The sequence below is a fragment of the Nodosilinea sp. AN01ver1 genome (genome assembly GCF_050565655.1).
Classification (GTDB): Bacteria; Cyanobacteriota; Cyanobacteriia; order Phormidesmidales; family Phormidesmidaceae; genus Nodosilinea.
Genome location: NZ_JBNXVS010000004.1, coordinates 1 through 11,422, shown reverse-complemented (window position 1 = coordinate 11,422; position 11,422 = coordinate 1). Strand labels below are relative to the sequence as shown.

Below are 11,422 nucleotides of genomic sequence, written 5' to 3'. Positions count from 1 at the left end.
CGTTTCTCCCTGCGCGGGTTTGCCCTTATGCGGGGGTAATCATGAGGACCAGGGCCTTTTTGTCAAGGGCCTGAACTTTACCGGCGTCGCCGATGTCCTTCACGATTCTGTCGAGCAGTTCTCCAGCGCGATCGCGGTGCTGGTGCTCACGTCCGCGCAGGCGCACCAAAAACTTAACCGAGTCTCCCTTCGAGAGCCACTCGATGGAGCGCCGAATGCGGAGCTGGTAGTCAGACTCACCCACATTGGGGCGCAGCTTGACCTCTTTCAAAGACGGCTTGGAGCTTTGCTTCTGCCGCTTACTCTGCTGGTACTGAAGCTTGCCGTAGTCCAAAATTTTGGCCACAGGGGCATCTTTGCCGTTAGAAACCACCACCAGGTCAAGCCCTGCATCCTCGGCTAGCGTGAGTGCCTCACGAGTATCTATGAGACCCCGATTTTGGTTCTCCTGGTCGATGAGGAACACCTGGGGTGAGCGAATTTGCCGATTTACCAGTTGCGTCTTAGAAATAAGTCTTTCCTCTCAAAACTCGACAGGCGGCCAATGGCCAGGGCGGAGATGCCCTGGGGGCTGCTTTGGCCGAGCAGCCATACACCCAGCAAGGGTATTATCCATCAAGATAATCATAGAATAGCTCAGCTTTTGGGCCAGAGCTGTGTCTAAATATCCGGTCTTAACAAATTGGTAAATGCCTTATCAAGCCTGGGTTTGATCCGCCGCTCCAGGTCATCTAGCCAAGGGCAGAACGCAACACTTTTACGCAACATGTCTAGAGGAGGCCCGATGGCCACGTATTTCGCTACCGTCGCCCGTGGGCTAGAGGCCTTAGCCGCCACCGAACTGAAAAATTTAGGGGCTCAGCAGGTCGAGCCGGGGTTCTGCGGGGTGGCCTTCGAGGGCGATCGCGCCCTGCTGTACCGGGTCAATTTGTGGTCGCGGCTGGCCTTTCGGGTGCTGCTCAAGCTGGCCGAATTCCCCTGCTGCGATGCCGACGATCTCTATAGCGGCATTCAGGCGATCGACTGGCGACCCTACCTACCGCCCGAAACTACCTTTGCCGTCGATGCCACTGGCAAAAATCGCCGCCTCAACCACACCCATTTCACCGCCCTACAGGTCAAGAATGCGGTGGTCGACCAGCAGCGCCAGCACTGGGGCGATCGCTCCACCATCGACACCCAGCACCCTGAGGTGCGGCTGAACGTGCACCTGCAGGCCGATACCTGCACCGTCAGCCTCGACAGCTCGGGCAGCAGCCTGCATCGGCGTGGCTACCGCCCTGCGGTCGGGGCCGCGCCGCTCAAAGAATCGCTGGCCGCCGCCTTGGTTAGCCTCACCGGCTGGTCGGGAGATGTGCCCCTGCTCGACCCCCTCTGCGGGTCGGGCACGCTGCCCCTGGAAGCCAGCCTGATGGCTTTAAACATGGCCCCTGGCCTATTTCGAGAAGAATTTGGCTTTCACACCTGGCCCGATTTTGACGGCGAGCTGTGGGATCAGCTTTATCAGGAGGCCGAAGCGAGCCGCCAGCTAGAGCTGGGGACCTGGGTGGGAGGGTGCGATCGCGACCCCGCCGTTATTCACCAGGCCCGCATCAATGCTCAGCGCTGCGACCTGGCCGAGCAAATGAACTTTTGGGCCGAAGATTTGGCCGATCTGGAGGCCCCCGCCGACAGCGGCTATCTGCTCTGCAACCCCCCCTACGGGGAGCGGCTGGGGGCTGACGAAGATCTAGGAGCCTTCTACAAGCTACTGGGCGACGTGCTGAAGCAGCGATTTAAGGGCTGGACGGCCTTTGTGCTCAGCGGCAACAAGGCACTCTCTCAGCACATTGGGCTGAAGTCGGCCCAGCGGGTGGCCGTATACAACGGCTCCCTGCCCTGCCAGTGGCTCAAGTATGAGCTCTATTGAGCAGCTGATCTAAGCTGTGGCCCAGCTTGTCGGCCATACCTGCCACCCAGGCTTCGTCCTGACGGGTGTAGCTGCGGGGGGCATTGGCGGCTAAAATCAGTGCCCCATCCTGGCCCATGGGCTGGCAGATCACGCCCTGGGTGTTTTCGGGTAGGTAGTCAAACTCGACTCGACCCGGATAGATACTGAGTTTGACTAAGTACACGGCTTTGCCGGTTTCGAGCACCCGCTGCAAAATAGGGCCGGGGGTAACCTCAGCTTTGGCGGCTAAAATACCGCGTCGCAGCAGAGTCTTCCCCTGGTGGTAAACCACGACAGAACGAGTGACGGTGTTGGTCAGCAGCAGGTGAGAGGCCCAGGCCAGCTCGGTCTTAATCTCGTCGGGGAGAGCGTCGTCTAGCTCAAACCCCTCGTCGCCCGCCAAAATGACGGCTTCTGGGGCGATCGGCTGCACCCGCTGCCACAGCAGACCCGTCAAAATGAGCAGCGCGCTTAAAATCACGCCCATGACGTCCGATCGCGCCTGCGACTCGGTCAGGGCGGGGGTCAGCACGCGGTTGAGCAGCAGCAGGGTGCCCCCCAGGCCGCCGGCAACCAGCGGCAACAGCCGCAGCACTCGGTTTGGGTCGTTTTGCGCCATCTTTTGCGCCACTGGGCTTTCCGCCATGGTTTAGAAACACTTCTTGACTGGGCTCTTACCCAATTCTAGGGCGTGGGGGACGATGACAGAGCAGTGAGATTTGGACCAGGGGCTACCCGGGGCACAGTTCTACGGCCTGCTAAGAGGTCAGAGGACTCATTTAGGGATCGCCAGGGTCACACAGTAAACTAAGAGTATCGGTCGTCTCTGTGCTGCCATGACTGTTTTTTCCCTGCCTCAAGATACCGCTGCCCAACCGCTGCTCGCGATCGCCCGCGCCAGTCGCCAGGCGGCCCAAACCCTGGCCAGCCTCTCTGCTGACGACAAAAACCGCGCCATTGAAGCGGTAGCCGCCGCTCTAGAAGCCCGTGCCAGCGATATTGTGATGGCGAACAAGGCCGACTGTGAGGCAGCAGAGGCCAACAACCTGGCCAAGCCCCTCTACGGACGACTCAAGCTCGACCGGGTGAAGCTGGCCGGGGCGATCGCCGGGGTGCGCGATGTGGCCCGTCTGAGCGACCCGATTGGCATTGTGCAGCTGCACCGCGAGCTAGACGAGGGCCTGGTGCTGAAGCGGGTATCGGTGCCCCTGGGGGTGCTAGGGGTAATTTTTGAGTCGCGCCCCGACGCCGTCATCCAAATTTCGGCCCTGGCGATTAAGTCGGGCAACGCGGTGATTCTCAAGGGGGGCAAAGAGGCGATCGGCTCGTGTATTGCGCTGGTGCAGGCGATTAAACAGGGCCTGGAGCAGGCGGGAGTAGACCCGGCGGCGGTGCAGCTGCTCACCACCCGCGAAGAAACCCGCGCCCTGCTCGACCTGGATGGCTACGTCGATCTAATTATTCCGCGCGGGTCCAATGCTTTTGTGCGGTTCGTGCAGGAGAACACCCGCATTCCGGTGCTGGGTCACGCCGACGGCATCTGCCACCTGTATATCGATCGCGAGGCCGACCTGGAGCAGGCGATCGCCATTGCCATCGATGCCAAAACCGCCTATCCCTCGGCCTGTAATGCGATCGAAACCCTGCTGATTCACCAGGATATTGCCGCTGAAGCTCTGCCAACTCTGATGACCGCTCTGCGAGAGGCCCAGGTCGAGCTGCGGGGCGACGAGCAGGCCCGTGAAATCGTGCCGTACTTGGTGCCGACCACCGAAGAAGACTGGAGTACGGAGTACAGCGACCTGGTGCTGTCGGTCAGGGTGGTAGAGTCGCTGGAGGCCGCGATCGCCCACATCAATACCTACGGGTCGCGCCACACGGAGGCGATCGTCACCCGCAACCCCGCCACCGCCGCCTACTTTATGGATCGCGTCGACGCCGCCGGGGTCTACCACAACTGCTCGACTCGCTTTGCCGACGGCTTTCGCTACGGCTTTGGAGCTGAAGTGGGCATCAGTACCCAAAAAATGCCGCCCCGTGGCCCTGTGGGTCTAGAGGGGTTGGTGACCTACAAGTACCAGCTGGTGGGCGATGGCCATGTCTCGACCACCTACAGCGGCAGCGAGGCTAAACCCTTTACCCATCGAGATTTGCCCTAGGGCGCGTCGTTGATTGCTGCTACAGTCCTTATCTCACCAGCGCGGCCGCGTACAAAAAACCAGGCTGGGGGCTGTAACCGCTGATTCTCAAGCATCAACAGTTAATTGACGACAGTCCCTAGCTCCCCAGCGCTTGATCGAGAATTTGGCGAGCCTCCTCTGCCTGAGCGCGGGCTTCTTTAAAACGCAGATTGCTCTGGGCAAACGACTTGAGCACTTTAAAGCCATCTTTCAGCTCGGTGAGCTGTTCTTCACTCATGGGGTCGTCAGTAAACAGCAGATCCACGAGCTGCCGCACCTCCAGCGCTTCGTCTCGGCTAGCCTGCACTTTCACTTTGAGGGTGGCCAGCTGGTTTAGCACCTGAATGGCCTCGACGACAGAGTCTTCCTGCTGCTGCACGGCGGCTGAGGTGGTGGTAGCCTGAATTTCGACCAGCTGCTCGGCGCTAAAGCCGTCTGCCAGGGCGGTAGGAAGGGCTCCCTCATCGAGCAGGGCCATGAGCTGGTCAAGCGCCTTTTCACGGGCTTTGCGAGAATCTTTGCCGGATACTGTCAGAACAACATCTGGACTCTGGGCCAGGGTATATTGAACCATTGTGCTAGGCCATGCGTACTATTCCATAGTATACGTTACCTGGCTACCCTCGCTATGCACTATTTAGTCGCTAGCTAGATTTAGTCGCTAGCTAGATTTGGTCGCTCGGTCTGGAAGTTACTCTCGCATGCCGCCCTGCACCACGGCTCGCAGCCGCTCGTGCAGCTCTGACTCGTCGCGCCGGGGCACAAACGTTTGAATGACCTCGATCTGCGGCCATCGCGAGGCCCCATCGGATTCGACCGGGCGAAAGTTGGGAACCGTGCTGTCAGGCCCGTCGGCGGTGGTGCTATTCCCAGGCGCGTCGTGACTTAGGGGCTCGGCTAGGGTGGTTTGCTCTTCGCCAGCAGCAGAGTCTTCTGCCACCGGAGGCTCGTCTACAGTCTTGAGCACCCTCGCTGCGTTAGAGTCGCTGGGGGTATCCTGGGCGGCTGGAGCGGGATCTTGGTCGGTTAGGTCTGCCTGATCAGGTTCTGCCTGGGTGGGTTCTACAGCGATTGACTCTGGTTCTGGAGCGGATGGTGGGTCAGGCGTGGTCTCTGGAGCCGCTGGGCGGCGCAGCGTAGACGGCTCGGGCCTATCGCCATAGCCGGTGGGATAAAGCAGCGTTTGACCCAAAATAATGGACTCAAACTCGCGGTTGAAGTGACGAATGGGCTGCCCCCGGCGCTGCCAGAGCTTGAGAATTTGATCGATAGAAATAAGTTTGTAGCGGCCCTGATAAAGGGCCTCGGTAATGGCGTGGCTGACCCAAACGGGGCCAAATTCGGCTAGCCAGTCGGCTACTATGGCCTTGGTTTGGTAAGATTCGACCTCAAAGCTGTAGCTGGTCAGCAGCTGATGAACAGCCTCAATGTCGGCAATATGGCTAGATTGAATCATAGTGAATGCCTATGCGTTAAACCCACATCGGCCACGGATTAAAAAGGGTTTTCTTTTAGCTTAATCATAAGCCGAGGCAGCGGCCAGCATCGTAAGGTTTATTACCGTTAACGGGCGGCTATTGCACCAATACATCACTGGGGGTGCCGGGGGCAGCATCGAAGGGGGCGGTGCGCCCTACCCAGTCGAAGGCGCTAATGCGAAACCCTAAAAAGCCGGTCTCTTGCTTGGGGCTGTAGGTGAACAGCAAACCGTAGGCGCGGCGACGATACTCAAAGATTAGATTGCTGTCGATGATGCGGCCGTTGTCTAGGTTAATAGCGGCTTGAAAACCCGCCAAAAAGGGGCCATAGATCTGCTGAATAACGCCGCCCGACAGCACGGTTTGGTCAACCTGGCGATCGAAGAGAAAGGGAGAGGTGGCCCCGCCAAAGATGTTGTGGCTAAAGCCAATGTTGAACTGAGTGTAGTCGAAGGTGTTGCGCTGGAGCCGACCAAGCTGTCCTGCTAGAGAAATTCTCCCTTCAAGCGATTCTCGCAGGTCGTCGCTGCTGTAGTAGGTGGCAACTCCGCGCAGACCGAGCCCCAGCACCAGGTTGGGTACCAGAGGACGAGGTGAGTAGCGCAGCCCTTCGGTTTGGGTCGCAGGTAGAGGCTGCCCCTGCCACAGCAAAAAGCCGCGGCTGAGGTCAGCCGAGCCCTGAAATCGAAAGAGGCTTGCCAACCCAATGGTTTCGCCTGGGCTGAGCAGGTCCAGCCGATCGGTGTTGGCGGTAACGTACTGCCCCGAAACCTGGTAGTTGAGGTTGAGGCCCGTGTTACCCAGGGCAATATTGGGCGACTCTAGCAGCAGCCCGAGGCTGCTCTGTACATCTTGAAAGCCTAAAGAGCCGTTGAAAAGGCGATCGCGGTAGCTGTACTCAAGGTTAAGCCGGTGGGTACCCACCAGTCGCTGTGCCCGAAAGCTGGCCCGCAGGCGATCGCTCAGGTTAGCCAAGTCAAAGCCGGCCAGGCTGAGGGTGCCTCTGGCGGTAGTGCGCGGGCCTAGAGCGCCGCTAATGCTGGCGGCCAGGCCAAAGTTGGCGGGGTCAGCAATATTGTAGTTGGAGCTGCCCAGCCAGCGCGAGACCAGAAACTGAGGGGCAAGAGTCACGTTGAAGGAGCCTATGCCGCCAATCGGTATGGGGGCCTCAACATAGAGCCCATCGCGATCGCGGCCATCAATGCCGATGCCGGCGGGGAGAAGGTTTAAGGCATCGGCTGGCAGCTGCCCCTGGGTGAGCACAAAGCGATTTCTAAATAGTGGAATGCTCAGCCCCTGATTGAACACTAGCCGGGGGTTCTCAAAAACCAGCTCTTCTTGAACTTCGTTGATGGGCGTGAGCCTGGCGGTGTTGGCCCTAAACTCCAGGTCGGGCGGCGAAAAGGGGTCATTGGTTAGCCGAACGCCCTCGGCATACCAACCATCGGCATCAAAGGAAACCTGGTCGGCCTCAAACCGCAGCCGTTCAATGTTGCCCCCCTCACCCCCTAGCAGTAGCCTAGGGTCGCCCGTGGCCAGGGCAATACCGCCGGGGCTGGTAGCCTGGGAGATGGTGGGTTGGCTTTGAAGACGATAGTCGAGGGGCGCGCCAGCAACGGGGCTAGGCGGCAGCGTGGAAAAGTCATCATCTAGGGTTGATAGCTCCAGCTCGCCACGGCTTTCGGTAATGGTGCCTGCCCCCTGCAGCAGGCTATAGGTCGCTGTTTCGCCCTCAATAATTTGGTCGTTGCGGTTGAAGAACACATTGCCTTCGGCCCGCAGGTAGCGGTTGGCCAAATTGGCCCACAGGCGATCGGCGGCCAGCTGGCCGGTGCCAAACTGCACCAGTACGTCGCCGCTGGCGGTAACAATCTGCCGTACAGGCTCAAAAACCTGTTGATCAGCCCGCAGAAAAATTGAGTTAGCGGTCTCTGGCTGTGCCTCTGGCGCGGTCTCTGGCGATGCCTCTAGCGGAGCACTTGGGGAAACCTCGGCGTCCAATTCTGGCTCTGGCTCAGGAGATGGGGCATCAGAGTTACTCTCTGACGGGGGAGACTCTAAAGATTCTGTGTCTGGCGGTCCTGGGTGCAACGGCTCTGCTGTGTCGGAAGGAGCCCCAGGGGCGGGTGAAATCTGGGCCAGGGGAAGCAGCAGGTCAGCTTGACTCAGGTAGATGGGGCCAGGAGCAACGGGCTGAGTAGATGCGATCGCCTCTAAAGACTGGTTTTCAACCACCGCTGAGCCAGGTTCTACAGGCTGACCCGCCTGAATAGTCGCCGACGCCAGCACGACTTCAGCCAGCTGCGGGGACGGCGGCACAGAGGGCAAAATCGGCGGCAGAGGCATGGGCTGGCATTACCAAAGCAAAAACAAAGCCCGACTCGCGGGCTCAACTAGGCTGTGGTTAACCGCTAAATGCCAGTGCAAACTGAAACTAGCGTGAACCGTCCACCTATATATATCTGGCGACAGCTTAGTTAACTGCCGCCAGACTAAAGACCAACTGAAAGGTCTTAAGTTCCGCAGGGGTTAAAGGCGACAGGCTGAGCCAGGTCGTTGACTTGACGATCGCTAGCCTGTGCGAGCAGCCCACGTTTGCGGATGTAACCCATGTCCAGGCCCTAGTCCATATCCTGCCGACCGGGGTTGCGGGAGGGGTCGCCGCTCAAAAAGCCAAACACAAACAAGGCCACAAAAAACGTGACCACGAGGTAAACCACAATCTTGAGGGTCAGCATGAGTTAGGTCTCCAAACCGCTAGCAGAGTAGGCCCCAGACCTGCCCCAAACAGCATCAGCGTTCTTCGGTAGAAACAGCTTCGGCGCAGGACTAAGCTTGCACTATCATATCGCCAAACGCTCGCCTATCTAAATGCTCTGAGCATTACCACTGCTTTTTCAGCCAGCTCCACAGGCCGCGCAGCCAGGTTTCAATCACGTAGAGCACCCAGTCTAAACCCCGCAGCACAGCGACCAGCGGCGCGTCGATGTAGTCGACCTGAGTGACCTGGGCCTCTATGGCGCTGCTAGCAACAAGCTGCCGCTGGTCGCTGTGCTGTGTGCCCAGGGCAGGTGAATGCGCCGCTGAAACGGTGACGCTGCCTGTAGCGGTGGCTGGCCGTAGCGCGGTCTGCGCCCCCTGTGCCTCAGCGATACCCAGTGGGGATGACAGATGCTCTACTACGGCCCGGGAGGGAGCTATGGTCAGGGCTGCGGTTTCGGTTTTCGATGGGCTGGCGGGAAGATGTTTAAGGGTTGGTGTGCCATTCAACTGAGGTGATCGGTAACCTGGAATGCCCCTACGCAAGCTAGCCCCAGGGTCGAATCTCACGGCTGGCGCTGTGGCGGGGGGGGCGGTAGGCATCGGGCAGCGTTGGGCGATTGCCTGAGCTTGTCTGGCTTCGCCAAACAGGCTGGTAGCGGCTGCCAGGGGGCTGGTTTGCAGCCAGCGCAAGGCCACCGGCAGCCAGCGCAGGGGCGGTAGGGCGGCAGGTTTAGGCTCGGGCAGGGGCAGCCAGGGCTGCTGAAGCGTGTGGTCTAGGGCGTGGCGACGGCGCAGGCGGCTATACTCCGCCAGCATCAGCACCATAGCCTGCTGTAACCGCTGACGCTGATCGCTGGTTAGCCCGGCAAAGATGTCGTTATCGACGGTGACCAGAACCACCTGCCGAGTTGCTAGGTCTGAGGCAATGCCGCGAATGGGAGCCTGAAATGGAATCAGGTGCCACCGACCAGGGGTGAGCACGGCCCCGGCCCGCGACTGCCTGAGCCACTGACCATATCGGTTGACCAGACTTAGCCCTAGCGGTGGTCTTGCTGAAGCCTGCACAACCGGGGGCTGAATGATAGACAACAGAGCGCGAATAGGCATATCGGCCTCTACCAGCTCCGGGCTTTGTTTGCCGCTAACCTGCGCCCACAGCGGCTGCCAGGGATGGGCGGCTCGCAGCTGCCGGTAACCCATTCTCAAGCCCTGCACCGCGACGTAGAGGGGGTAAACGGCCACCTGCAGCCCCCAAACCGCCGCCGTGCGCCCCTGCCGCAGCCAGTGCCCGGCACCGCGAGCCATCTGTCGATAGCCCGCCACTAGGCGAGCTACGGTCTGGCTTTGAAACGGGCGCGACGAAGTGGCCATAACTCTGCCTACACTTCTGCCTAAACTGGGGGGATTGCTTTTGATCATACCGGAGCTATGTCCCTCGCCACCGTTCGCCCCGTACTGCCGCAGTCGATTTTAGACGCCCTCGATCGCCTGCGTGCCCTGAGCCAGAAGGATGTGCGAGATAGCTGGCACCAGAGTTTTTCCCTGCCGGAGATGCAGACCATCCCCAATGGGGATGTTGGGCAAATCTGGCCCTTAGCCACCCTCGACGATCGCAGCTACATTACCTGGCCCCGAGGCAACGTACCCCTGTGGCTGCACCAGCGCTTTACCTGGCCCACCGACCTCAACGGCTACCCCCTGGAGGGGCTGACGGCGCGGCTGGCGCTGCGGTGGTGGGCCAACCAGGCCGATATTTTTGTCAATGGCCAGCATGTTCAGGCGGGGGATATTTTTAACTGCTGGACGCGCATTGTACTCAGCGATCGCGTTGTACCAGGAGAAACAGTGGATGTCTCCCTGAAGCTGCTCAGCCCTGGCCATGACGACGGGGCGCTGGTGCAGGCGCAGCTGGTGTTTGAAACAGTCGAGGGCAACTGCCCGGAACCGGGCTTTGTGGCCGATGAGGTGGCGGTGCTGGCCACCTACCTGGCCCAGTTTGAGCCCGAAAAGCTCGATTACGTGACGGGAGCGCTAAGCCGTATTGACTGGAGCCCGATCGGCGATTCTGTGCCGAATTCGGCTGCTGAAGCGGATTGCGATCGCCGAGAAAAGCGCGTTCGCGGAGCGTCTCTGCAAGAGAAAGCGTGTGCAGCGCGCGATCGCTTCCATCAATCCCTGCTCGCCCTGCGAACCTCCCTGGCTCATTTCTCCCCCTGGCTAAAGCAGCGCATGATGCACTGTCTAGGCCACGCCCACCTCGATTTGGCCTGGCTCTGGCCGGTGGCCGACACCTGGCAAGCCGCCGAAAGTACCTTTCGCTCGGTGCTGGCCCTGCAAAATGATTTTCCTGAACTCACCTTTAGCCACTCGTCGCCAGCGCTCTTTGCCTGGCTCGAAGAGTATCGCCCTGATTTGTTCGCCACCATTCAGCAGCAGGTGAAGGCCGGGCGCTGGGCCATTGATGCTGGGCTGTGGGTGGAGCCCGACCTGAACCTGCCGGGGGGCGAGGCGATCGCCCGCCAGATGCTCTACGGCCAGCGGTACTGTGCCGAAAAATTTGGGGCTATCAGCGCGATCGCCTGGCTGCCCGACACCTTTGGCTTTTGCTGGCAGCTGCCCCAGCTCCTCATCCAGGGCGGCATTCGCTACTTCGCCACCCAGAAGCTGCGCTGGAACGATACCAACCCCTTTCCCCATGACCTGTTTACCTGGCAAGGGCCAGACGGCAGCGAGATTACTGGCGTTACCTTACCCCCCATCGGCACCGATATCGACCCCGTGGCCATGGCCCAGTACGCCTGCCAGTGGGAAGCCAACACCGGCTGCACCAGTGCCCTCTGGCTGCCCGGCGTCGGCGACCACGGCGGCGGCCCCACCCGCGACATGCTACTCAAAGCCCGACGCTGGGCCAACTCCCCCTTCTTCCCCACCCTCACCTTCAACCACGCCGCTCCCCTATTCGACACTCTCACCCAGCCTTCTGCGGATAGGGATGCAAAGCCTCCCAAAGCTACAAGCAGTCACTCCCCATCCCCTCATCCCCTCATCCCCTCATCCCCTCATCCCCCCAC

9 protein-coding genes and 1 pseudogene are annotated in these 11,422 nt (G+C 60.1%); 3 read left to right on the top strand and 7 right to left on the bottom strand.

Annotated features, from left to right (window positions below; translation table 11 throughout):
* Positions 1-25 precede the first annotated feature (25 nt).
* Positions 26-496, bottom strand: coding sequence for a translation initiation factor IF-3 (gene infC, locus ACQ4N7_RS05260; RefSeq protein WP_275331732.1), 471 nt, complete (start codon positions 494-496; stop codon positions 26-28).
* A gap of 288 nt (positions 497-784) precedes the next feature.
* Between infC and ACQ4N7_RS05255 the strand changes: the two genes are divergently transcribed.
* Positions 785-1,909 (top strand): THUMP domain-containing class I SAM-dependent RNA methyltransferase, encoded by a 1,125-nt coding sequence (locus tag ACQ4N7_RS05255; protein ID WP_430710563.1) that lies wholly within the window; start codon positions 785-787, stop codon positions 1,907-1,909.
* Here the strand turns inward: ACQ4N7_RS05255 and ACQ4N7_RS05250 are convergent.
* Complete coding sequence (locus ACQ4N7_RS05250; RefSeq protein WP_430710744.1) at positions 1,890-2,549, bottom strand: cofactor assembly of complex C subunit B; 660 nt, start codon at positions 2,547-2,549, stop codon at positions 1,890-1,892. The two genes, ACQ4N7_RS05255 and ACQ4N7_RS05250, sit on opposite strands and share 20 nt — an antisense overlap.
* Positions 2,550-2,766: 217 nt before the next feature.
* Here ACQ4N7_RS05250 and ACQ4N7_RS05245 point away from each other — a divergent pair, with 217 nt between their 5' ends.
* Positions 2,767-4,089: a glutamate-5-semialdehyde dehydrogenase gene (locus ACQ4N7_RS05245; protein WP_430710562.1), complete on the top strand. Its 1,323-nt coding sequence runs from the start codon at positions 2,767-2,769 to the stop codon at positions 4,087-4,089.
* Positions 4,090-4,207: 118 nt separating this feature from the next.
* Here the strand turns inward: ACQ4N7_RS05245 and ACQ4N7_RS05240 are convergent, their stop codons facing one another.
* The 5 genes from ACQ4N7_RS05240 to ACQ4N7_RS05220 all read right to left on the bottom strand — a co-directional run bounded on the left by ACQ4N7_RS05240 (position 4,208) and on the right by ACQ4N7_RS05220 (position 9,722).
* A complete protein-coding gene (locus tag ACQ4N7_RS05240) occupies positions 4,208-4,684 on the bottom strand; it encodes a hypothetical protein (RefSeq protein WP_430710561.1) in 477 nt (158 codons plus the stop codon).
* 117 nt (positions 4,685-4,801) lie between these two features.
* Complete coding sequence (locus ACQ4N7_RS05235) at positions 4,802-5,566, bottom strand: hypothetical protein (RefSeq protein WP_430710560.1); 765 nt, start codon at positions 5,564-5,566, stop codon at positions 4,802-4,804.
* Positions 5,567-5,684: 118 nt separating this feature from the next.
* Positions 5,685-7,934, bottom strand: a complete 2,250-nt coding sequence (locus ACQ4N7_RS05230; protein ID WP_430710559.1) for a DUF3769 domain-containing protein — start codon at positions 7,932-7,934, stop codon at positions 5,685-5,687.
* 275 nt (positions 7,935-8,209) lie between these two features.
* Positions 8,210-8,326: a photosystem II reaction center protein I gene (locus ACQ4N7_RS05225; protein ID WP_106870448.1), complete on the bottom strand. Its 117-nt coding sequence runs from the start codon at positions 8,324-8,326 to the stop codon at positions 8,210-8,212.
* Between the two features lie 145 nt (positions 8,327-8,471).
* The gene (locus ACQ4N7_RS05220; protein WP_430710558.1) at positions 8,472-9,722 is read right to left on the bottom strand and encodes a hypothetical protein; all 1,251 of its coding nucleotides are present in this window, start codon (positions 9,720-9,722) and stop codon (positions 8,472-8,474) included.
* Between the two features lie 57 nt (positions 9,723-9,779).
* On the opposite strand from ACQ4N7_RS05220, the pseudogene ACQ4N7_RS05215 reads away from it, so the two are divergent.
* Positions 9,780-11,422, top strand: a pseudogene (locus ACQ4N7_RS05215) (alpha-mannosidase); the annotation flags it as partial.

Coding starts and splice junctions, on each gene's coding strand:
- ACQ4N7_RS05245 (WP_430710562.1), top strand. CDS start 2,767: ATGACTGTTTTTTCCCTGCCTCAAGATACCGCTGCCCAACCGCTGCTC.
- ACQ4N7_RS05250 (WP_430710744.1), bottom strand. CDS start 2,549: ATGGCGCAAAACGACCCAAACCGAGTGCTGCGGCTGTTGCCGCTGGTT.
- ACQ4N7_RS05230 (WP_430710559.1), bottom strand. CDS start 7,934: ATGCCTCTGCCGCCGATTTTGCCCTCTGTGCCGCCGTCCCCGCAGCTG.
- ACQ4N7_RS05220 (WP_430710558.1), bottom strand. CDS start 9,722: ATGGCCACTTCGTCGCGCCCGTTTCAAAGCCAGACCGTAGCTCGCCTA.
- ACQ4N7_RS05240 (WP_430710561.1), bottom strand. CDS start 4,684: ATGGTTCAATATACCCTGGCCCAGAGTCCAGATGTTGTTCTGACAGTA.
- ACQ4N7_RS05225 (WP_106870448.1), bottom strand. CDS start 8,326: ATGCTGACCCTCAAGATTGTGGTTTACCTCGTGGTCACGTTTTTTGTG.
- ACQ4N7_RS05255 (WP_430710563.1), top strand. CDS start 785: ATGGCCACGTATTTCGCTACCGTCGCCCGTGGGCTAGAGGCCTTAGCC.
- ACQ4N7_RS05235 (WP_430710560.1), bottom strand. CDS start 5,566: ATGATTCAATCTAGCCATATTGCCGACATTGAGGCTGTTCATCAGCTG.